The organism is Demequina sp. NBRC 110056, assembly GCF_002090155.1.
In the GTDB taxonomy this organism is placed as follows: Bacteria; Actinomycetota; Actinomycetes; order Actinomycetales; family Demequinaceae; genus Demequina.
In genome coordinates this window covers 177,923-199,370 of record NZ_BBRM01000003.1, presented here as the reverse complement: position 1 = coordinate 199,370, position 21,448 = coordinate 177,923, and the positions used below count along the sequence as shown (strand labels likewise).

The 21,448-nt window shown below is 72.9% G+C and carries 21 protein-coding genes and 1 tRNA gene; 14 read left to right on the top strand and 8 right to left on the bottom strand.

Features of this window, described 5'->3' with window-relative positions:
- Positions 1-2: 2 nt before the first annotated feature.
- From B7K25_RS05380 to B7K25_RS05365, 4 genes are read left to right on the top strand one after another with little or no spacing between them, the layout of a single operon-like run.
- Positions 3-1,235 (top strand): RNA polymerase sigma factor, encoded by a 1,233-nt coding sequence (locus tag B7K25_RS05380; RefSeq protein ID WP_371328283.1) that lies wholly within the window; start codon positions 3-5, stop codon positions 1,233-1,235.
- Positions 1,236-1,286: 51 nt separating this feature from the next.
- The gene (locus tag B7K25_RS05375; RefSeq protein ID WP_084104686.1) at positions 1,287-2,222 is read left to right on the top strand and encodes a phosphotransferase; all 936 of its coding nucleotides are present in this window, start codon (positions 1,287-1,289) and stop codon (positions 2,220-2,222) included.
- 45 nt (positions 2,223-2,267) lie between these two features.
- The gene (locus B7K25_RS05370) at positions 2,268-2,627 is read left to right on the top strand and encodes a YidH family protein (RefSeq protein ID WP_234988088.1); all 360 of its coding nucleotides are present in this window, start codon (positions 2,268-2,270) and stop codon (positions 2,625-2,627) included.
- Entirely contained in the window at positions 2,624-2,959 is a 336-nt protein-coding gene (locus B7K25_RS05365) for a DUF202 domain-containing protein (protein ID WP_234988087.1), read from the top strand. Before B7K25_RS05370 ends, B7K25_RS05365 begins: the two co-directional genes overlap by 4 nt.
- 13 nt (positions 2,960-2,972) lie before the next feature.
- Here the strand turns inward: B7K25_RS05365 and B7K25_RS05360 are convergent, their stop codons facing one another.
- On the bottom strand, positions 2,973-3,284 hold the full coding sequence (locus B7K25_RS05360) for a hypothetical protein (RefSeq protein ID WP_144018862.1): 312 nt from the start codon (positions 3,282-3,284) through the stop codon (positions 2,973-2,975).
- 54 nt (positions 3,285-3,338) lie between these two features.
- On the opposite strand from B7K25_RS05360, the gene B7K25_RS05355 reads away from it, so the two are divergent.
- A tRNA-Lys gene (locus tag B7K25_RS05355) sits at positions 3,339-3,411 on the top strand.
- A gap of 19 nt (positions 3,412-3,430) precedes the next feature.
- Positions 3,431-3,787, top strand: a complete 357-nt coding sequence (locus B7K25_RS05350) for an iron chaperone (RefSeq protein ID WP_084104684.1) — start codon at positions 3,431-3,433, stop codon at positions 3,785-3,787.
- Here the strand turns inward: B7K25_RS05350 and B7K25_RS13695 are convergent.
- Positions 3,784-4,191: a hypothetical protein gene (locus tag B7K25_RS13695; RefSeq protein ID WP_084104683.1), complete on the bottom strand. Its 408-nt coding sequence runs from the start codon at positions 4,189-4,191 to the stop codon at positions 3,784-3,786. The two genes, B7K25_RS05350 and B7K25_RS13695, sit on opposite strands and share 4 nt — an antisense overlap.
- A gap of 130 nt (positions 4,192-4,321) precedes the next feature.
- Between B7K25_RS13695 and B7K25_RS05340 the strand changes: the two genes are divergently transcribed.
- Positions 4,322-4,894, top strand: coding sequence for a VanZ family protein (locus B7K25_RS05340; protein ID WP_159450123.1), 573 nt, complete (start codon positions 4,322-4,324; stop codon positions 4,892-4,894).
- A gap of 2 nt (positions 4,895-4,896) precedes the next feature.
- Here the strand turns inward: B7K25_RS05340 and B7K25_RS05335 are convergent, their stop codons facing one another.
- Together B7K25_RS05335 and B7K25_RS05330 are read right to left on the bottom strand one after the other, a co-directional pair.
- Complete coding sequence (locus B7K25_RS05335; RefSeq protein WP_084104681.1) at positions 4,897-5,085, bottom strand: hypothetical protein; 189 nt, start codon at positions 5,083-5,085, stop codon at positions 4,897-4,899.
- Between the two features lie 57 nt (positions 5,086-5,142).
- Positions 5,143-6,966 carry a cytochrome c biogenesis protein DipZ gene (locus B7K25_RS05330; RefSeq protein ID WP_084104680.1) on the bottom strand — a complete coding sequence of 608 codons (1,824 nt, stop codon included), beginning with the start codon at positions 6,964-6,966 and terminating at the stop codon, positions 5,143-5,145.
- 363 nt (positions 6,967-7,329) lie between these two features.
- Between B7K25_RS05330 and B7K25_RS05325 the strand changes: the two genes are divergently transcribed.
- The 3 genes from B7K25_RS05325 to B7K25_RS13535 all read left to right on the top strand — a co-directional run bounded on the left by B7K25_RS05325 (position 7,330) and on the right by B7K25_RS13535 (position 11,063).
- On the top strand, positions 7,330-8,022 hold the full coding sequence (locus tag B7K25_RS05325) for a fasciclin domain-containing protein (RefSeq protein ID WP_084104679.1): 693 nt from the start codon (positions 7,330-7,332) through the stop codon (positions 8,020-8,022).
- Between the two features lie 191 nt (positions 8,023-8,213).
- The gene (locus B7K25_RS05320; RefSeq protein WP_084104678.1) at positions 8,214-8,579 is read left to right on the top strand and encodes a VOC family protein; all 366 of its coding nucleotides are present in this window, start codon (positions 8,214-8,216) and stop codon (positions 8,577-8,579) included.
- 348 nt (positions 8,580-8,927) lie between these two features.
- Positions 8,928-11,063, top strand: coding sequence for a LuxR C-terminal-related transcriptional regulator (locus tag B7K25_RS13535; protein WP_200807853.1), 2,136 nt, complete (start codon positions 8,928-8,930; stop codon positions 11,061-11,063).
- A gap of 81 nt (positions 11,064-11,144) precedes the next feature.
- Here B7K25_RS13535 and B7K25_RS05310 read toward each other — a convergent pair whose 3' ends face one another.
- Positions 11,145-11,837 carry a GPP34 family phosphoprotein gene (locus B7K25_RS05310; RefSeq protein ID WP_159450122.1) on the bottom strand — a complete coding sequence of 231 codons (693 nt, stop codon included), beginning with the start codon at positions 11,835-11,837 and terminating at the stop codon, positions 11,145-11,147.
- Between the two features lie 150 nt (positions 11,838-11,987).
- Here B7K25_RS05310 and B7K25_RS05305 point away from each other — a divergent pair, with 150 nt between their 5' ends.
- Positions 11,988-14,624 (top strand): AAA family ATPase, encoded by a 2,637-nt coding sequence (locus B7K25_RS05305; protein ID WP_084104676.1) that lies wholly within the window; start codon positions 11,988-11,990, stop codon positions 14,622-14,624.
- Here B7K25_RS05305 and B7K25_RS05300 read toward each other — a convergent pair.
- On the bottom strand, positions 14,593-15,990 hold the full coding sequence (locus B7K25_RS05300; protein ID WP_144018860.1) for a carboxypeptidase-like regulatory domain-containing protein: 1,398 nt from the start codon (positions 15,988-15,990) through the stop codon (positions 14,593-14,595). The genes B7K25_RS05305 and B7K25_RS05300 overlap by 32 nt on opposite strands.
- The gene (locus B7K25_RS05295) at positions 15,987-16,652 is read right to left on the bottom strand and encodes a hypothetical protein (RefSeq protein WP_144018859.1); all 666 of its coding nucleotides are present in this window, start codon (positions 16,650-16,652) and stop codon (positions 15,987-15,989) included. The genes B7K25_RS05300 and B7K25_RS05295 overlap by 4 nt, the downstream gene beginning before the upstream one ends.
- Positions 16,653-16,853: 201 nt before the next feature.
- Between B7K25_RS05295 and B7K25_RS05290 the strand changes: the two genes are divergently transcribed.
- The 3 genes from B7K25_RS05290 (at position 16,854) to B7K25_RS05280 (ending at position 20,871) form a co-directional block, all read left to right on the top strand.
- Positions 16,854-18,251, top strand: a complete 1,398-nt coding sequence (locus B7K25_RS05290; RefSeq protein ID WP_084104673.1) for a nitrate/nitrite transporter — start codon at positions 16,854-16,856, stop codon at positions 18,249-18,251.
- A gap of 175 nt (positions 18,252-18,426) precedes the next feature.
- Positions 18,427-19,944, top strand: coding sequence for a CotH kinase family protein (locus B7K25_RS05285; RefSeq protein ID WP_084104672.1), 1,518 nt, complete (start codon positions 18,427-18,429; stop codon positions 19,942-19,944).
- Positions 19,945-20,022: 78 nt separating this feature from the next.
- The gene (locus B7K25_RS05280) at positions 20,023-20,871 is read left to right on the top strand and encodes an aldo/keto reductase (RefSeq protein ID WP_084104671.1); all 849 of its coding nucleotides are present in this window, start codon (positions 20,023-20,025) and stop codon (positions 20,869-20,871) included.
- 3 nt (positions 20,872-20,874) lie between these two features.
- On the opposite strand, the gene B7K25_RS05275 is transcribed toward B7K25_RS05280, so the two are convergent.
- Positions 20,875-21,429, bottom strand: a complete 555-nt coding sequence (locus B7K25_RS05275) for a dihydrofolate reductase family protein (protein WP_084104670.1) — start codon at positions 21,427-21,429, stop codon at positions 20,875-20,877.
- Positions 21,430-21,448 lie beyond the last annotated feature (19 nt).

Below are 21,448 nucleotides of genomic sequence, written 5' to 3'. Positions count from 1 at the left end.
GCGTGGGGGCCGATGCGCGCTCGAGCATCGCGGCCACCTTCCGGGAGAGCTCGGGCAAGGCCGTCGCGACGCTGGTGCGCGTGCTCGGCTCGATCGACGCCGCCGAGGAGGCGGTGCAGGACGCCTTCGTGCGAGCGCTGGAGACCTGGGAGCGCGACGGCATCCCGGCGTCGCCCGCGGCGTGGATCGTCACCACGGCGAAGAACCGCGCGATCGACGTCGTCAGGCGCGAGTCGACGCGTGACCAGCGTCACCAGGGCCGGGCCCGGATGGTCGGCGACGACGGCACCACGCCCGATCCCGCATCGGCCGTCGCGGAGCGGCTCGACGAGCCGGTCGAGGACGATCAGCTGCGCCTCATCTTCACGTGCTGCCACCCGGCGCTCGGGATGGAGGCACGCGTCGCGTTGACGCTGCGGCTCATCGCGGGGCTCGAGACGCGCGACATCGCGCGGGCCTTCCTCGTGCCCGAGACCACCATGGCGCAGCGTCTCACCCGGGCGAAGCGCAAGATCGCGGCGGCCAACATCCCATATCGCGTCCCGGAGCGGGAGGACCTCCCGCCGCGGCTGGCGAGCGCTCTCGCCGTCCTCTATCTGGTGTTCAACGAGGGCTACGCGGGCACGACGGACGCGACGCGCCCCGACCTCGCGGCGGAGGCGATCCGGCTGACGCGCGCGCTGCACGCGCTGCTTCCGGAGCCCGAGGTCGCCGGGCTGCTGGCGCTCATGCTCCTCACCGAGTCCCGCCGGCCCGCGCGTTTCACCCCTGACGGCTCGATCGTGCTGCTCGCCGACCAGGACCGGACGCAGTGGGACGCGGGGCTCGCGGACGAGGGGCGGCGGCTGGTGTTGGAGTGCGTGCGGCGCGGGCAGCCCGGGCAGTACCAGGTGCAGGCCGCGATCGCCGCCGTGCACGCGGACGCCGTGCGCTTCGAGGACACCGACTGGCCGCAGATCGTCACGCTGTACGACCAGCTCTTCGCTCTCACGCCCACCGCGGTCGTCGAGCTCAACCGCGCCGTCGCGGTCGCTGAGGTGCGCGGGCCCGCCGCGGCGCTCGGCATCGTCGACGGCCTTCCGCTCGAGCGCTACCACCTGTGGCACGCGACACGCGGGGAGCTGCTGAGCCGCCTCGGCCGGAGCGCCGATGCGCGGGTCGCCTTCGCGACGGCCGCCGAGCTCACGGACAACCCGGCGGAGCGGGACCTGCTGCTGGGCCGGGCGGCCACGTAGCACCGGCGAGGGGCCCGGGACGGGACTGTTCGCGGTGCTAGCGTCGCGAGCATGACCGATGCGCCGGTGCACACCCCGCTCGACACCGGTCCGCCCGCCGCCCACGCCTCGATCTCGCTCGAGACGGCCCGGGCGCTGGTCGACTCCCAGGCGCCGCAGTTCGTCGACCAGGAGCTGGGCGACCGGTTCGACGGCTGGGACATGGCGATGTTCCGGCTGGGAGGCGCGCTCGCGATCCGCCTGCCTCGGGTCGAGGCCGCGGTCGCCTCGCTCGCCCGCGAGATCCGCTGCACCACCGAGCTCGCCCACGACTGGACGTTCGCCTACCCTCACGTCGTCGCGCGCGGCGAGCCGGGCGAGGGCTACCCGTGGCCGTGGGCCGTGGTGACGTGGGTCCCGGGCGACACTGCCGATGCCAGGCCCTTGAGCGCATCGGCCGGCCGTGATCTGGGGCTGGCGATCGCCCAGATCCACGCCCCAGCGCCCGCCGATGCGTGGCACAACCCCGAGCAGTCCCTGCCCTTCGCCGAGCGCACCGCGGAGACGCGGTGGGCGCTGAACGAGGTCCTCGAGCGCGGCGGGCCGGACGGCGCCCGCGTCGACGCGGCGGCCGCCCACGCGCTCTGGGAGGCCGGGCTCGCGGCGGACGAGCCCCGCGACCAGGTGTGGTCGCACGCCGACCTCCACGGCTCGAACGTCCTGGGCGACCGCGGCGCGTTCGCCGGCATCATCGACTGGGGCAAGATGGCGGCCTGCGACCGCGCGGTCGACCTCGCCTTCCTCTTCACCGCGATGCCCGCCGCCGGCGTCGACGCGGCGATCGCGACGTATCGCGAGGCGACGGGCGTGGACGACGCCGGGCTCGAGGCCCGCGTACGCGCCATCGCCCTGCAGAAGTGCCTCTTGTGGGCGACGCTCGACCGGCCGCTCAACCTCGAGATGGCGTGGCGAGGTCTGCGCGAGCTCGGCGTCACGGCCGAGTCCTGAGCCCCGTGCCACGATGGTGAGCGTCCACCCCGAAGGGAGCCGCCCGTGACCGACCGCCGCTATCCGCGCTCCGTGTACTCGGTGGGAGAGGAACCTGACCCGCGCTTCTCGATGGCCAACGAGCGCACCTTCCTGGCGTGGGTGCGCACCGCGCTGGCGCTGATCGCGGCCGGCGTCGCCGTCGAGGCCCTCGACCTTCCCGTGCACCCGGGCCTGCGCGCCGCCGCGGCGACGATCTTCGCGCTGCTCGGGCTCATCGCAGCCGCGCAGGCGTGGCTGGGGTGGGCGCGCGCCGAGCGGGCCATGCGCCTGGCCGCGCCGATGCCCGGCCCCGGACTCGGGGTGGTGATCGTCGCCGGCGTGTTCGTCGCGGCGCTGCTGCTGCTCATCGGCTGGCTGGTGTGAGCACCCCGCGCTTCGACGACGGGCTGCAGCCCGAGCGCACCCTGCTGTCGTGGCGGCGCACCGCGCTCGCGATCGCGGGCGGCGGGGCCGTGGGTGCGCGCGTGCTCGCGGACCAGATCGGGCCCGTGTCCTACGCGATCGGGCTCGTCGTGGTCGCGGTGGCGCTCGGCGCGTACCTGCTCGCCAACCGCGGCTACCGCCGCGCCGTCGCGGAGATGGTCGACGGCTCGGGCCTCGCGCCGGCCCCTGGCGTGGCCGTCGCGGCGCTCGCCGGAGCGTGCGCGCTGCTCGCCCTTGCCGCTCTGGCGTTCGTCGCCGTCGGTCTGCCCTGAGCGCGCGGCGTCGTCACCCGAAGACCGCGTAGCCCTCGCCGAGGACTCTGTAGATCCCGAGGCCCAGGTACAACAGAGCCAGCAGGGCGCTCGCCACGCCGAGCAGGGCGCCGATGCGGCCGCCGGGCTCGCGGTCGCGCGTGAGCCGCCGGGCGGCGCCGAGGATCGCGAGGTTGGCGGCCAGCACCACCAGGGCGATCGCGACGTTCCTGCCAACCCCGTCGTCGAGCACCACGGCGCTGATGATGACGAAGGCGGTGCCCGCCACCCACAGGGCGGCCGCCACGCGCATCGGCGCTGCCGCGGAAGGTGCCGTGCTCGTCACACGCCCCACCCTAGGCGGCGCGGAGCGCTGGCTCGGGCCGCGTACGCTGGTGCAGGGCCTCTAGCTCAGTTGGTAGAGCAGCGGACTTTTAATCCGTAGGTCGTGGGTTCGAGCCCCACGGGGCCCACCTCTCGGGGAGGAGCAGCGTGAGCGAGCCCACGACGCACGACGAGTACATCGATGCGGCGCCGGAGCGCTTCCGACCGCTCCTGCGCGATCTGCGCGCGGCCATCAGCGCAGCGGCACCAGACGCGACAGAGGTGATCGCGTACGGCATGCCGGGCTTCCGCCTCGGCGGCGCGACCCTCGCCGGCTACTCCGCTTTCAGCAAGCAGTGCGGGCTCTACCTGCCCGCGGAGGCCATCAGCGAGTGCGCCGATGCGCTCGCCGGGGCCGGTCTCAAGCACACCAAGACCGGGGTCACCTTCACCGCGGCGCGCCCGATCCCCGCGGAAGTGCTCGCGGCGCTGCTCGACGCGGCGCGGCGCTCGATCGAGCCCTAGAGGCCCGGAGGCGGCGCAGGTTCGCCGCCCGGCACCGCCAAGGTCTCCAGGAACCACGGCTCCGACTCAGCGGGCATCGCGACCTCGACGGTCGGGCCCGGCCCTCGGAGAGTCAGAACGACCGTGTCCACGCCGGGCGGAAGGAGAAAGTCCCCCGGCGCGCCGTGCCGTCGGACTGGGTCGACGCTCGACGCCACGACGGTGGTGGACCCGCACCGCAGCCTGCCCGGCGATACCCGCCACTCGCTGGACAGCCACTCCGTGCCGAAGCGCCCGAGGCCGGCCTCCGGCGCCCGGACGGCGCCCAGCAGGATGTCCTCGGCCTGCAGCCTCCGCACTCGCGCACGCAGCGCGCGCCGGCTCCACCTCTCGGCGATCGCCTCGAAGACCAGCTCGACGACCATGGCACTCCGGTTCTGTGAGGGTGAGGATCACCGGAAGGCGCCTCTCGCTGGTGCGATGGTGACAGAGCACCAGGCCACACGAGCAGGACACGCCCAGGAACCCGCGCGGCCGCGCGCGCGTTGCGTGGGCGTGATCCCTGGCACCCTCCCCCGCGTCGTCGTCGACGGCGTCGACGTCGGCGCACCGTTGCTCGCGCTGGGCGCGCTCACGGTGGTGCTGGCGTTCGCGATCGGCCTCGCGCGCGGCCGCGGGGTGCGCTACGCCCTCTGGGCAGGGCTGGTGTTCACCCTGGCGATCATCGGACTCGTGACGCTGGGCTCCGTGCTCACCGACAGCACGGGTGGCGCGCCAGGCGTCAACCTCGTGCCGTTCCAGGAGATCCAGCGCGGCCTCGACCACCGCTCAGGGGTCGCCTGGGCGAACCTCGTCGGCAACGTCCTGCTGTTCGTGCCGCTGGGACTCGCGGTTGGCGGGCTGGTGCGCGGCGGGTTCTGGGCACGGCTCGTCGCCGCGACGGCCACCGGCGTCGTGCTGTCAGCCGCCATCGAGCTCGTCCAGTACACGGGCGGCCGTGTGGCCGACATCGACGACATCATCCTCAACGGCCTCGGCGCGCTGGTGGGCGGAGTCGTGGCGGCGACCGCCGCAGCGCTGGCCCGCCCCGGCGCACGTGCGCGGTCCTCAGAGGTCGACTCGGCCTAGCGCTACGCTGCTTCGCGCGCCGTGGCGACGTCCTTGCTGCGTGACGAGCGGAACTTGAACCACCAGTACGCGGCGGTCACGAGGAACAGCACGAGACCCAGCGCGGCGAGCCACAGCAGCGCCTCGATGAGGAAGCCGACGATGCCGAGCGCGACGGCGGCGATGAGCACGACGATCAAGAGGATCTTCATGCTCATCACGACGCCCGGAAGGCCCCTGCTATTCCGCCGACGCTGGCCGTGCTGCCGTCACCCGAACGTGAACGAGTAGGCCTCCACACCTTCGCCGACCGTCACGTCGAGCACGTGCCGCTCGCCGTCGAGGTCGTCGAAGAGGCCGTACGAGCGGGGCGTGCCGTCGACCTCGATCTCGCGTTCGGACCCGCCATCGAGGGACACGGTGACGGTGCCGGATCCGGCCAGCACCATCCGCACCTCGGTCGCGTGGAAGTCCAAGCGCATCCGCGCCTCAGCGGCCGCCGGCGTCGCAAACTGCGTCTCGAGTTGCCAGTCGCCATCCAGAGCAAACGAGTCGGCCGCCTGACTATCAGGGAACGTGTAGGTTCCCTCGCCCGGTGCGTAGCGGTCTCCGCCGCTGTAGTTGACGTCCTTGGAGGTGCCCAGGAAGGTCTCCTGGGTGGTCGAGCCGACATCGGGAGTCGCGTCCTCGATCCCCGTCTCGCCGGGGAGCGCCACCGACGCATCGGCGTCGACGAGCAGCTCGCGGATCATCGACTCCGTCGCTTCGTAGTTGCCCTCGCCGAAGGCGATGTGTCGCACCGTCCCGGAGGCGTCGATCAGGTAGTGCGCGGGCCAGTACCGGTTGCGGTAGTTGGTCCAGGTGGCGAGGTTGTTGTCGAGGGCGACCGGGTAGGTGATGCCGAAGTCCTCCGCGCCCGCCCGAACGTTGCCCTCGTCCTTCTCGAACGCGTACTCCGGAGAGTGGACGCCGATGACGTTGAGGCCCAGGTCGCGGTACGTCTCGTCCCACGCGACCACGTGGGGGATGGACCGCTGGCAGTTGATGCACGAGTACGCCCAGAAGTCGATGAGCACGACCTCGCCGCGGAGCTCCTCGAGATCGATGCCCTGCTCGCCGGGGGTGTTGAACCACGACTCGATGCCCTTGATCGACGGCGCCGTGCCGCAGCTCTCGAGCTCGGTCGCGCCGTTGGTGCACTGGTCCAGGTCCTCGTTCTCCTCGTTGACCAGCCCGCCGAGCTGCAGCGCGCGCTGCGCCTCCTCGTTGTCCGTGAGGTCCCGCTGGATCTGCGCGGTGTAGTCCGGCACGAGCCGCTGGAGCGTCTGCGGCAGGTTGAAGGCCAGCCCGATGGCGAGCGCGATCATCGCGACGCCCGCGGCGATCCGCAAGCCACGCTCGCGACGGCGGAAGGCCTTCACCCGCTCCGCGACGCCGCGACCCGCGAGCGCGAACACGAGCAGCGGGATCGCGACACCCACCGCGAAGGACACCGTGAGCAGCACGGTTCCCACGCCGATCTGGCCGGTCGAGCCCGCGACGATGATCGCGGCCAGCACCGGTCCCGCGCACGGCACGAAGACCGCGCCCAACGCGAGCCCGACGCCGAACCCGTTGCCGCCGTTGTCCACGCGGCGGGTGGGAACCCACGTGAAGGCGCGCTCGAGCACGTGTGCGAAGCGCGGCACGATGAGGCCGATGCCGATGGCCACGAGCACAGCCATCGCGATCCACCGGATCACGTCCTGCGGCAGCCCGAGGGCGCCGAGCACGAGAGAACCCACGAGCGTCACCAGCGTGAAGCTGGTGACGAGCCCCGCGATCACGAGGAACGGTCGCCACCGTGACGGCTGGGCGGCCGATGCGCGTGCCGGCTTGGTCGCGACCGCGGTGGTTCCCGCCGCGCCGGCACCGGCCGCGCTGGAACTACCCGCAACACCCGTGCGCAGCGCGTCCGCGCCGATCGCGTCGACCTGGGGGATCCGCGCCGACTGCGCGCCGCCGGTGAGGAAGATGACCGGCAGCACCGGCAGGATGCACGGCGAGATGCCGGTGATGAGGCCGCCGAGCAGGCCGATGAGCACGAGCTCCATGGGGTGTCCTTTCGTCCACCCCGGTTCGCCCGAACCCCCTGCCCGGATTGCCCGGGTGACGGGGCGGGCCGGCCCAGCCCGCTCATCGGCGCTGCTGACGCGGCCCGGGAGAACCGGCGCCGTACCGCTCAACACACGGCGGGGGCTGGTGGGGCTGCTGGGACTGACGGTGGAGCACACGCGTCCCGCGCGCCACGTGCGTCCCAGGTGTGTGGTGAGCGGTACGCGACGACGGTCGAGAAAGGCGACCAATCCGCCCCTCCAGGCCAGGCGAACCGGGCTGTGAACGCCGTCGACAGGCGGCGGGGCGCTCCGCCGGAGCGCTGCACCAGGACCCCAGGTCCACGACACACGGAGGAAGTCATGCTCACCAGCAAGACGAAGTTCTCGACCGGCATCGCGCTGGCGTTCGCCGGCACGCTCGCCCTGTCCGCCTGCAGCGCGTCCGACGACGCAGCGGAGACCCCCACCACCGAGGCACCCGCCATGGAGGAGACCACCGACCCCGCCATGACCGAGGACGCCATGGAGGAGGACGCCATGTCCATGGACCCGTACGCCAACCTCGTGGGCCCGGCATGCATGGACTACGACGAGGCGGTGCCGGACGGCGCCGGCTCGATCCAGGGCATGTCGCAGGACCCGGTCGCAGTCGCGGCGTCCAACAACCCCATGCTCACCACCCTCGTGTCCGCAGTGAGCGGCGGCCTCAACCCCGACGTGAACCTGGTCGACACGCTCAACGGCGACGAGTTCACCGTGTTCGCCCCGGTCGACGACGCGTTCGCGGCGATCGACGAGGACACCATCGCCGCGCTGCAGGAGGACGCTGACCTGCTCACGTCGATCCTCACCTACCACGTGGTGCCCGGCCAGGTGGAGCCCGCCGACATCACCGGCACCTGGACCACCGTCAACGGTGCCGACCTCGAGGTGACCGGCTCGGGCGACGAGCTCACCGTCAACGGCGAGTCGATGGTGCTGTGCGGCGGCGTGCAGACCGCCAACGCCACCGTCTACCTCGTGGACGCCGTGCTGCTGCCCCCGAGCGAGTAAGCAGCCCCCAGACCGGTTCCCGCCCGTCACCTGAGGGGCGGGCGGGAACCTTGCACCACCGCGGCCGCCGGCCTCCCTCTCCTGGGTCGGCGGCCGCAGGCATGCCCGGCTGCGGGCGCTGCCCCGCCCGCGCATCGGCGCCCCGACCACCCCATACTGAGACGGTCAGCACCCACCTCAAGGAGAGCGACATGGCGCACGGCGACATCACCCACATCGACATCCCCGTGTCCGACATGGACAGGGCCAAGCACTTCTACCACCTGCTGTTCGGCTGGGAGATCTCCGCGCCTCCCGGCTTCGAGGACTACCCCATGTGGCAAGCGCCCAACAAGATCAGCGGCGGCGGGCTGGCGCCCCGGTCCGAGGACTTCGCTCAGCCGCGCAGCTACGTCGAGGTCGACTCGATCGATCACACCCTGGGCGTCGCGCGCAGCCAGGGAGCCACGGTGCTGATGGAGAAGTCCGAGATCACCGAGACCAGCTGGTGGGCGGTGATCCAGGACCCAGACGGCAACGTCGTCGGGCTCTACGAGGGCGTCACCGAGGTCGGCTGAACGCCGGCGGCGAACCGCGAAGGGCCGCCGCCCGCTCAGGTGAGCGGACGGCGTCCCTGTGCGTCGGCGCGCGGGACGCCGTGACCGTTGCCGTCACGACGCCACCAGCGGCGCCGCCCCCTCGGCCTCCCCCCTGGGCTGACCGCGCCCGGTCTCGCGCCTGCGACGGCGACGAGACCTGCGGCGAGGAGTCGCCGCTGAGGCGAGACGATCGGACGCGCGGCGTGCGGTCCCCGTGTCCCCTCAGCATGCGGCCATCGAATCACCGGATGCGCGCGGCGCACATCGGGCAAATGCCCGGGTCCTCCACAGAATCGCGTGCGACGCGCCGCTAGGGTGTGGATCACGATGATCGAGGAAGCGCGCCGCGAGGAGCTCGCACTCGTGCGCGCGTGGGCGCGAGACCCCGACACCGCGATCCTCACGCTCACCGGCTTGCCTGGCTCGGGGCGGCGCGCGCTCGCTGCGGCTGCCGTCGCGGACCTGCCACCAGCGGACCGGCCGCGGATCGCCGGTGCCGCGGACGACGTGAGCGGCACCACCATCGTCATCTCTTCCGCGCCCACCGGCCGCGACGGCGAGCGGGTGATCCGGCTCGCGGCGCTCGGCGACGAGGCGTCGGTCGAGCACTACCGCCATCACGCGGCACGCGCTGGCGCTCGCACGGCCGACCTCGCCGAGCATGAACGGGCGATCGCCGACATCGCGGCCGCCGTGGGCGGCCACCCCGGCACCCTCGCGGCGCTCGCCGCCCACGCCGCCGCGCACCCGCCGCGCGACACCGCGGCGGCGCTCGAGGCTCGCCGGGAGCTCGATCTCGTGGAGTGGGGCGACGCCTCTGCCTGGGCAGCGGAGCTCACGGGGGCCGTGGCCGAGCTGAGCGCCGATGCGCGGGCTGGGCTCGACGTCCTCGCGGCCCTCGACAGCGGCGTCACTCTCGACGACCTCGTCGCGATCGCGGGCACCTCCAGGAAGCGCATGGCGCGCGCGCTCGAGCACCTCGTGAACGCGCACCTCGTGCTCGCGCCGGCCCACGACGACGCCACGCGCTACCGCGTCGACCCGCTCGTGCGGCGCCTCCTCGAGGCGTCCTGGCTGCCCGACGTCCCGACGGCCGATGCGCGGGCACAGGTCGACGCCTGGATCACCTCGCTCGCGCGCCACGCGGGCTCGTCGGCCCGCAGCGAGGCGGGCTTCCCTCACCCAGCGATCGCGTCCGTCGCCGTGGACGTCGAGGCATCGCTGCTGCGGGCGATCGCCGAGCGGCGGTCCCCCGACGCCGCCGCGCTGCTCGCCGCGCTCGGGCCGCTGTGGCTCATGCACTCCGACGAGCGGGGTGCACGCCTCGCGGGCGACGTGGTCGCGCTCCTCGCGCACGACGAGTCGCCGGCGGCATTCCTCGCGCGCGCCTGGGAGGCGTCCCTCGTCGCCGAGCTCGCCCAGTCCCCCGGCGACGTCGACCGCATCGACGCCGCCAACGAGCGGTGGGTCTCCTACGGCGACTCCGCCGATCCGGTGACCCGCCTGCGCCTGCTCGCCCTCGTCGTCCGGTCCTGGCGCGGCAGCCTCCCCGCCGAGCGCATGCACCGCCTCTGCGACGAGGGCCGGGAGCTCGCAGAGACGCTCCGGGACCAGCCCACCGCGTGCCGGTTCGATGTGTGGACAGGAATGATCCACCACGCATCCGGCGAGGCCGACGAGGCGCGCGCATGGGCCGTGCGCGCCTACGACCGCGCCCTCGCGGCGGACGACCTGGGGATGAAGGTCGTCGCCGCCGCGCTCCTGCGCACCCTGCCCGAGGAGGTGACCGCGGGCGACACCATGCCGGAGATCGGCGACATCATCGACGCGGCCGAGCGCATCGGCGACGAGCGGACCCTGCAGTGGTTCGCGCCCTACGCGATCCGAGCGCGCATGGCCGCAGGCGACGTCAGCGGCGCGGGCGTCCTGCTGGACAGCGCGGTGGCGAAGCTCCAGACGGTCGACGGCTGGCGCTGGCCCGTCACCCCGGTGGTGGTGATGTTCGCAGGGTGGAGCGCGGCCCGCCGCGACTGGGAGTCGGTCGCGCTGGCGGATGGCGGCTTCGGCTCACGCATCCGCGCCATCAGCGCCGGGCTGCCGCCCGCGGCGACCACGCTGTTCGAGCAGTCCTGCGCCGGCGCTCGCGCCGCGCTCGGCGACGACGGCTGGAGGACCGCCACGGCGCAGGCGATGCTCCTCGACCACGCAGCTCTGCTCGCGCGCATGCGCAGCGCGACGTCGGCACCGCCGGACGAAGGGCCGCGCCGGCGCCACGACCTGACCGCGCGGGAGGAGGCGGTGCTCGCGGCGCTCGCGGAGGGCCTGAGCAACAAGCAGATCGCGGCCCGCCTGCTCATCACGCCCAAGACCGTCATGCACCACACGTCCGCGATCTACCGGAAGCTCGGCGTCACCGGGCGAGCGGGCGCTGCCGCCTGGGCGACCAGCAACCCGCGCGGCTGACGACCTCCGCGCGGCCGAGCACTCCTGGGTCCTGTGTTCCTAGGGCCTGTGCTCCTAGGGCCTGTGCTCCCGAGTCGAGCCCTACTGCGTCGAGACGATCGCCGCCGTCGACGCCACGGCAGCCACCGACACCGCCGCCGCGGCCGCCGCGACCGCGCGGCTCACCTCGCGGGCGCCCCAATCGCCCTTCTCGAGCTCGCGGCCTCGACGCTGGACGTCGCCCGACCAGGGGATGTCGTCGCGCATGAGGTAGAGGTTGCCGCTCGCGGACAGGAGCGCGCTCAGGATCGCGTCGCGCGGCCTCGGCTCCACCCCGCCCAGCAGCACCCCTTGGAGGGGCTCCAGCACCTGGGCGCGCCGGCCCGTTCCACCGTCGCTCAGGTGCGTGGTCGGGAAGATCCTCAGCCACCGTCCGCGCTCGCGACGGATGTCGCCCCGCTCGACGAGGCGGTCGAGCACGGGGCCGCGAAGCCTCGGGCCCGCAGCGGCCAGGAGGCTCTGCGCCTTGAGCGGCTTGGCCTCGAGTCGCTGCCACATCTCGCGCAGCAGCGGGTCCTCGGGGCCGGAGCCCGTCGCGATGACGCGAGCACCCTTCCACGCGCCTCCATCGTCGATCTCGACGTGCTCCTCGAGCGCGAGCTGCGACAGGACCGCCCCGCCGAGCGGGAAGTGCAGGCGTCCCTCGCCGCGGATGGAGCCCCGCTGCGGATCGAAGAGCAGCAGGAGGAGGTCCTCGACCATCGTGGGCTCAGGCAGGTCCGTCACGCGACTCACGTCGGGGCTCCTCTCGGGCGGCGCGCGGCGCGCCGTCGCCCACCAACGTAGGCGGCGGGGCCGCTCCGCGTCGTCGTCCGCAAGCACGAGGGGCATCACCCGGAGGGACGAGCCCGGCGGTCGGGAGGGCTCGCGGGCTACGGTGAACGCATGCGCTGGGAGCTGGTGGGCCGCCACGCCGAGCTTGCGCGCTTGCAAGCGCTCCTCGCCTCGAGCCCGGTGACGGTCCTCCATGGCGACGCCGGCGTGGGCAAGTCGCGACTGCTGGCAGAGGCCGTGAGGCACCACGCGCGCTCCGGTGGCTCGGTGTTCCACACCCTCGCCACGTCCGCGACTCAGGACGTGCCGTTGAGCCCCTTCGTCGGACTGCTCGCTCAGGCCCCGCCCTCCGACCCGTCGCTGCTCATGGCCACGCTCGCCACCGCCGCGCGCGCGCGCGGAGGCGACCGAGGGCTCCTGATCGCGATCGACGACGCGCACCACCTCGATCCCACCTCCGTGGGCTTCCTCGCCGTCGCGACCTCCACGTCGGGGACCCGCATCATCATGACCGTCCGCGACGACGCGGACGTGCCCCCTCCGCTCACCGAGACGCTGCGCCAGGACATCGTCGCGCGCGTCCGAGTGGAGCCGCTGCGACGTGACGAGACGGCCGCCCTCGCCGACCAGATGGTCGCGGGGCTGCCGGTCGACGTGGTCGAGGACGTCTGGAGCCTCACCGAAGGCAACCCGCTCATGGTGCGCGAGCTGCTCGCCGACGGAACCTTCGCCGGCTCCCCCACCGAACCCGTGGCGCGCGACGCCGCGCTGCCCGCCCTCGCCCGCCTGCGCGCGCTCGCACGGGAGCGCCTCGCGGCGTTCCCACCCGAGCTCTCGGACGCGATGGAGCTGCTCGCGGTGGGAGCGCCGGTGCCTCACCCCGTGCTGGAGCACGCCACCAGCAGGGCGACGGTGGACGCGCTCCTCGCGCGGCACGCCGCCCAGGTCGACGCTCAGGGAGATGCGGAGGTGCTGATGCCCGCGCATCCGCTCTACGGCGACGTCCTGCGCGACGGCATCGACGCCGACCGCAGGCGCGCGCTGTGCCACCGCCTGGTGCGCGCCGCGGCGGCCACCGGAGCGTCCGTCGACCCGCTGCGCGCCGCGCTGTGGCAGGACGAGGCAGCACAGCGGATGGATGTCGACGTCGCGGTGTCCGGAGTGGAGGCAGCGCTCTTCCGCCAGGATGGCGCGCTCGCGGAGCGGCTCCTCACGACAGTCGCCGACAGGATCGAGCGGTCGCGGCGCGCGCTGCTGCGCGGGCTGGCGCTCATGCAGCAGAGGCGCTTCGTGGAGGCCGAGGCGGCGTTCGCTGAGATCGAGCCTGCGGCTGTCGACGCACCGGTCGCGGGCAACGTCGCCTCGGCGCGGGCGTTCAACCTCGCCTTCGGCCTCCAGGACCCTGCGGCCGCCGATGCCGTGCTGAGCGCTGGTCAGGAACGCACGGCGGGAGGCCCCATCGCGGCGCGACTCGAGTCCGAACGCGGCGTGATCGCCGCCATGGGTGGCGACCTTGAGCCCGCCATCGCCGCGGCGCGGCGCACCCTCGAGCTTCCCCAGGCGGACCACGCGACGCTCGCGTCCGCCTACGTGAGCCTGACCGTCGCGGAGGCGATGAGGGGGACCTGCTCGTCGATGGAGGAGGACGTCGAGCAGGGTCTCACGTACGCCAAGCGGGCCGGCCCGGCGATGCCGTTCGCCCGCGATCAGCTGGAGATCACCCTGACACAGAGCCTGCTGTTCGACGGGCGCTGCGAGGAGGCGAGCGTGCGGTGCGCCGACGCGAGTGCCGACCCGTCGCGCGCACAGATGCGTTGGCTGTGGCAGGTGTTCGCCACGGTGGTCGCCTGCACCCGCGGACGAGCGGAGGACGCCGGCCGAGCGAGCGCAGATGCGATCGCGCGTCGCGCATCGGCCGCGCTCCTCGACATCGAGGGTTCGGTGCTCGGCGCCGACGCGATGGCGCGGGCGCTAGCCGGCGACGTGCGCGACCTCCATGGTGTCGAGGAGGCATGGGCCCGCCGCGGCGACGTGCGCAATCGCCACTGGATCGACCGCGGACGTGTCTGGATGGCGGCCGCGCGTGGCGACGTTCGGTTGGCGAGCGAGATCGCCGTCGAGGCGGGCCACCGCACCCTCCAGCGACAGCACCGTTCGTGGGCCATCGACGCGCTGCACGATGCCGTGCGGCTGTGGACCCCCACCGCGCCACACGGCTCGGTCGACCTCGCGGAGGTCGCCTCGAGCATGGCGCTCGCTCGTGACGGGACGTCTGCGGTGCGCCTGCTCGACATCATGACGGATCACGCGCGTGCGACCGCGGCTCGCGACGCAGGGCAGCTCGAGCACGTCGCCCACAGGTTCGCCGCCTGCGGCGCGCACCTCTTCGCGATCGAGACGCAGGCTCAGGCAGCGATGCTGCTCGAGCACCTGGGCGATCAGACCGCCTCGGCCCGAGCCGCGGTGCAGTCGGCGGCGTGGCAGCGAGCGTGCCAGCCGATGCGCACTCCCGCGATTGAGGCCCGGCCGTCACCGGGCGTGTCCGAGCGGGTGCTCGACGTCGCGATCGCCGCCGCCGCGGGGACATCGAGCGCGGAGATCGCCCAGGACATGTTCCTGTCCGTGCGCACGGTGGACAACCATCTGGGATCCGCGTACCGCGCCTGGGAGGTCTCCGGGCGACGCGAGCTCGCCGCCCTCCTCGGCGGTGCGACCGCTAGCGCGGAGCCAGGCGCCTCGCGCCCCTGACGCGGAGCGCGACGCCGGTCACGATCAGCGCGCACGCGAGCGCGAGGAGCGCGGCGGTCTCGGCCCGTCCGGTCAGCGCGAGCTGGTCCGTGGACGTCACCACGGGCGTCGCCGGGGCCGCGCCCGAAGCACCGTCGGTGTCCGAGTCGGCAGGCGCATCGGCAGGCGTGTTCGCGGGCGCGGTGGCCGGCTCGTCCGGGGCGGTGGCCACGGAGATGAGCGCGAGGTCGAGGTTCACGGCCTGCCCCTCGGTGACGTCGACCGTGACGACCTGCGTCCCGTAGCCGGGCGCTGAGATCGTGACCTGAACCGGGCCGAGGGGCACCCCGGTCAGCTCGTAGGACCCGTCGGGACCCGTGGTGGTCTGCGGATTCACCGAGATGGTCGCGCCCCCGATGGGTTCGCCGGTGGCGCCATCGGTCAGCAGTCCTCGGATGGTTCCCGTGGGGGCAGCCGACACGGTGAGAGTCTCGCAACGTTCCGTCCCGGAGTTGCCCGCCGCGTCGCTGGCGCGCACGCAGATCTCGTGGTCGCCCTCCCCGGGCAGCGCGTCGCCGTCGATCGTGTGCGCGACGTCCTCGGTCACGGCATCGAAGGTGCCGGAGACGGCGCTCATCGGCGACCACGCACCTCCGTCGATCCGCCACTGCGCACTCGCGATCACGCCACCGCCGGTGTCCGCATCGGACACGGTCGCGGCGACCTCGACAGCTGCGCCGGGCGCCACGGCCGCCGGGCTGAGCCCGAGAGCGGTGACCACCGGCCCGACGTCGTCGATGCCGCAACCGTCGCAGGACGCGAGCACGACGAACTCGGGTTGGACCGCCGGCGCGTCGGGGAAGCCCACGTACTCGATCCCGCCGTCGACGCCGGGCGGAACCAGGTCCGTGAACCTCACCTCGTAGTCGCCGCCGCCGTCGGGCCCGGCGTCGAGGTTGTAGAGGATCGGACGCCACGTGCCGGCCTCGGGATTGGCGGGGAAGGTCACCACACCGTGCCCCGAGCCATAGCTGCTGAGCGTGAATGACCCCCTGGCCACCTGCGTGAGGGATGGCGACCACACCTCGATGTTGCGGATGCGGAAGGTCCAGTTGGCGCACTGCGCCTCGAAGTCGAAGTCAGCGCAGGACGTGGCCACGCCCACGCTGAAGCCCACTCGCGTGGGCTCGGAGACGTCATCGCTCGCGCCGATCATGTCCGGATCGAAGGAGAACGCGGTGATCCACGCTGGGTCGGGAGGCAGCACACCGCCCTCGCTGTCGTCGGCGGTCGCGGCCGTCGCGCCGAGCGCGAGCACCAGCGTCGCCCCCAGGATCGCCGCGAGCTGGCGAGCCCCGGTCGCCACGGCCGTCACCGCTGGCCTCATGAGCACGCCACCTCGACGCTCGATTCGAATTTCGCTCCCGTGAAGTCGATCAGCGGCTGCTCACCCGATACCGAGGCGTCGGCGTACGTGAGGGCGACCGGCGGCGGCTCGACGCCGAAGCCCGGGAGCGCCTCATCGGACGCGGCGAGCATGCCGTAGCTGGGCAGCTTCGCCACGAACTCGTTGACGATGCCCTGCTCGGCGGCCACGTCCTCGGGGTACACGGTGAGCTGGAGCTGGCCGGCGTCGTCCGGCGCCTCCTCGCCATCGATCGAGGTGAGGATCATCGACGCGACCATGCCGCCGTAGAGGATCCGGCAGATGCCGTCGACGGCCTCGCCAGTGGCAGTGAAGCCGTAGGTCCTGCCGTCGAGCTCGAGCGTGGCCTCGCCCGCCTGCGACGAGCTCCCGGCCGCGTCCTCAGCGGCATCGGCGGGAGCCGCGTCGGCTTCATCGGCCGTCTCATCGATGCGCTGTGATGCCTCGTCGTCCGCCGCCGGAGCATCAGCACCCTCGGGCTCGTCCGCCACCTGCGCGAGGTCCTCGGCAGCGGGTGCCTCAGCGCCCGCATCCTCGGCATCGCCGGCGGCACAGCTCGCCAGCATGCCGGCGATCCCGATCGCCGCGACCGCTTGTACCCACCCCTGTCGACTCAGCGCCATGGTCCGCCCCCACTCTCGGCACGTCGGCTGTCGCCGTCACTGTAGGTTCGCGGCGCGCGGGCATGGGTGCTCACCAGGGGGATTGAGTAGTGAGCGCGGGCGAATGAGTAGAGGCGACGCCGATGCGCGGGCTGCGACCGCGGTCACGCACGACGGGGCGGGCTGGGACACTAGCGGAGGACCGTCACCCGAGGAGCCGCCATGTCGCACGTCGCCGCACGCGCCACGCCCCGCGCCGCGTGGGCCGTCCTCGGCGCGGCGGCGTTCATCTACTTCGTCGCCATCGTGCAGCGCACGTCGCTCGGGATCGCGGGCGTCGAAGCGCTCGACCGGTTCGGCGTCGAGGCCATCGGCCTGTCGATGCTGTCGGTGGTGCAGATCAGCGTCTACGCGTCGCTGCAGCTGCCTGCCGGCGCGCTCCTCGACCGTCTGGGCCCGCGGCGCATGCTCGTCATCGGCTCGCTCATCATGGGCACCGGCCAGCTCACCCTCGCCTTCGCGGACACCATCTGGCTCGCGCTGCTCGCGCGGGTGCTCATCGGCGCCGGCGACGCGCCCATCTTCGTGGCCGCGACGCGCCTGGTATCCGAGTGGTTCCCGCCGCGGCGCGCGCCGCTCATGGTCCAGATCCTGGGGATGCTCGGCCAGGTCGGTCAGATCGCGAGCGCCATCCCCGTCGCGTGGCTCCTGCACCAGAGCGGCTGGAACGCCGCGTTCTCGATCCTCGCCGCCCTGGGCCTCGCCGCCGCGGCCATGTCGCTGTGGCAGATCCGCATGCCTCCCGTCGACCACGCCCACCACGCCGTGCCGTCGGTCGCCGGCGCGCAGGGCGAGGTCGCGCCCGCTGGGCCTCCCACTCCTTCCCACAGCGCCAGTGCACACAGCCCCGGAACACACAGCGCCGATGCGCCCGCCAGCATCCGCGACGCCATCCGCCCTCCCGGGGTCAGGCTGGGCTTCTGGACCCACTGGACGGGCCTGTTCTCCGCGAACACGGTCGCCCTGCTGTGGGGGGTGCCGTTCTTCGTGCAGGGTCAGGGTCTGTCGACCGCCGAGGCGTCGGGCCTGCTCACGCTGCTGGTGATCACCAACATCGCGAGCGCCCCCATCATCGGCACCCTCACGGCGCGCCACCCGCTGCGCCGTTCGTGGCTGAGCCTCGGCGCGGCGACGGCGACGGCCATCGCGTGGGCGACGGTGCTGATCCCCTCCGGGCCGCGGCCGATGTGGCAGCTCGCCGCGCTCATCGTCGTCCTCGGGGCGGGCGGCCCGGCGTCGCTCATCGGCATGGACTATGCCCGCACCTTCGGGCTTCGGGGGCGGCTCGGCACCGCGACGGGCTTCGCGAACATCGGCGGCTTCGCGGCGACCGTGCTGTCGGTCGCGCTCGTGGGCGCGGTCCTTCAGGTCGTCTCCCCCGGCACCTCGGAGTACACCCTGGATGACTATCGGATCGCGCTCACCGCGATGGCCGTGCCCTGGGTGATCGGTGTCGCCGGGATCCTGCGCTCGCGACGCCGGACGCGCGCGTTGATGGCCAGCGACGGCGTGGTCATCCCCTCGTTGCGACAGGCGCTGCGCGAGGGCCGGCGCCTCTGACCCGAGGCCCGCGCACCGTCCCGACTGACCGTCCGGCGACGGTGGGCGGCGACCGCGCATCCGGGCGCTCGCGACTGACGCTCGTGCGAACGGTCAGTGCCGAACTCACGCGCTGTGCCCCAACTCCCCGTCCGTTCCCAGCCGGCTCCCAGGAATGCCCCGTTGACTGGCGGGCATGAGATTCCCCACCCCGGTCCGCATCGCCGCCTCCGTCATCGCCGGCTCGCTCGTGCTCGCCTCGTGCACCGCGACCTCGAGCGAGACCGCGTCCCTCGCGGGCGCGACGTCGGCGGCCGGCGACGTCGCGGTCCTCGACGCCGACACCCCCGAGGTGTGGGACTCGTCCGAGCTGCACGCGATCGAGCTCGCCTACGACGAGTCCGACTACGAGGCGCTCATGTCTGCGTACACGGAGTCCGGGGAGAAGGTGTGGATCTCCGCGACCGCGACCATCGACGGCACGACGTTCGAGAACGTGGGCCTCAAGCTCAAGGGCAACTCCTCGCTGCGGGGAGCGAGCGCGGAGGACGACCCGGAGACGCTGCCGTGGATCATCCGGCTCGACAAGTACGTCGACGGCCAGTCCCTCGACGGAGCGACCGAGCTGGTGATCCGCTCGAACTCGTCGGAGACGTCTCTGAACGAGGCGCTCGCGCTGGACCTCCTCGAGGCGGCGGGACTCGCGGCCGAGGAGGCCGTCGCGGCGACCGTCAGCATGAACGGCTCCGAGGAGACGCTGCGGCTGATCGTCGAGAACCCCAACGACGCCTGGATGGAGCGCGAGCTGGGCGATGGCCTGCTGTGGAAGGCGGAGTCCGGCGGCACCTGGGACTACCTGGGCGAGGACCCGTCGCTCTACACGGAGTCCTTCGACCAGGAGGGCGGCGAGGACGACTACCAGCCGCTCATCGACTTCCTCCAGTTCGTCAACGAGTCGGACGACGCGACCTTCGCGTCCGACCTCGGCTCGTGGCTCGACGTCGACGCCTTCGCGACCTACCTCGCGTTCCAGGACCTGGTCGGCAACACCGACGACATCGACGGTCCCGGGAACAACGCCTACCTCTACTGGGACCCCGACGCCGCACAGATGACGGTCGTCAACTGGGACCTCAACCTCGCGTTCGGCGCCTCACCCGGCGGCGGGGGCGGCTTCGGGAGGGCCGATGCGGGCGCGGGGGCCGCGCCCGACGGCACGGCTCCCGACGAGGGTGTGGGCGAGTGGCAGGACGGTGAGGCGCCGCAGGGCTGGGGCGAGCGCGGCGGCACGCCGCCGGAGGGCTTCGACCCCTCGGACCTGCCCGAGGACTTCGATCCCTCGACCCTTCCCGGCGGCGGCGACCTGACCGAGCTCCCCGACGGCGCCGAGATGCCGGCACGGCCCGGAGACGCGACCGCGGGCGCTCAGGGCATGCCCGGCGGCGAGGGAAACCCGGGCGGCGGACGCGGCGGCATGGGTGGCGGCATGGGCGGCTCCAACATCCTCGCGGAGCGCTTCCTCGCAGTCGACGAGTTCGCGGCGCTCTACGAGGCGGAGCTCGAGCGCCTCGAGGCCGAGCTCATCGAGTCGGGCCTCGCGGCCGAGCGTCTCGCCGCGTGGAGCTCGCTGCTCATCGCGGACGCCTCCTCCCTCGTGCCCGAGGCGACGATCCGCAGCGAGGCCGACGCCCTCGAGACCGCCCTCGACTCCTGAGGCGAGCCCGGACGGGCAGCTAGCGCGCGCATCGGCCCTCCGTCCGGGCCACCCCGTGGACCGGCGTAGGTTGGAGACATGACTGCTCCCACGCGCACCCTCAACGACGGCCAAGAGATCCCCGCGATCGGCTTCGGGACCTACCCGCTCAAGGAGGACGAGGCGCACGCGGCGATCACGTCCGCGCTCGACACCGGGTACCGCCTGCTCGACTCGGCCGTGAACTATGGCAACGAGGCCGAGGTCGGCAAGGCCGCGGGCGACTGGCTGAAGGCCAACGGCGTCGACCGCTCCGAGCTCACCGTCCAGACCAAGCTGCCCGGCCGCCACCACGACTACGAGTCCGCGATCGCCTCGGGCATGGAGTCCATGGACCGCATGGGGCTCGGCCGGATCGACGTGCTGCTCATCCACTGGCCCAACCCGATCACCGACAAGTACCGCGACGCGTGGCGCGGCCTGGTCGAGCTGCAGCGCCGCGACGTGGTACGGACCATCGGCGTCTCCAACTTCACCGACGAGCACCTCGCGAACATCGTCGACGACAGTGGCGTCACCCCGGCGATCAACCAGGTCGAGCTCCACCCGTACTTCGTCCAGGAGCGCATGCGCGCGGTGCACGCGGAGCGCGGCATCCTCACGCAGTCGTGGTCGCCGCTGGGCAAGCGCCAGGCGCCGTTCGACGAGCCGCCGGTCGCCGATGCGGCCGCCGCACACGGCGTCACGCCGGGTCAGGTGATCCTGCGCTGGCAGGTGCAGCTGGGCAACGTGCCGGTGCCCAAGTCCGCGACGCCCGAGCGTCAGGCGACCAACCTCGACGTGTTCTCGTTCGAGCTCACCGACGCGGAGATGGCCGCGATCTCCGGTCTGCACCGCGAGGACGGGCGCCTGTTCGACGGCGACCCCAACACGCACGAGGAGATGTAGGCGCTACCTGGTCGCGCTGAGGCGCAGGAAGACGAAGCCGCCGACCTCGCGGGTCTCGGCGAGCGTGTAGTCCGCGCGTGCCCCTTCGGGCAGCGCCGCGAGTCCGCCGCCCACGATCGCGGGCACGATCCACAGCTGGAGCTCGTCGACGAGGCCCGCGCGGATCGCGGGCGCGGCCAGGGTGGGGCCGGCGATGGCGACGTCCCGGTCGGCGTCCGCGGTGAGGGCGCGCAGCCAGTCGAGGTCGAGGTCTCCGCGCAGCGTGGTGCGCCGGGTGCTCACCGCCTCGAGCGTCGACGACACGACCACCTTGTCGGCGCCAGCCCAGACCTGAGCGAACTCGCGCATCGGCCCCTCGTTCTCGGGGGTGTCGAGCTCGTCCCACACCGCCATCACCTCGTGGGTGCGACGGCCGAGCACGTAGGTACCCACGGGTCGCGCCACCTCGTTGATCGCGAGGTGCGCGTCGACGGACGGCTCGGCCCAGCCGAAGTCGCCCGTCGCGTCGGCGATGTAGCCGTCGGCCGACATGATCGCGGAGTAGATGAGGCGTCCCATGGTGCCATCCTCGCGCAGC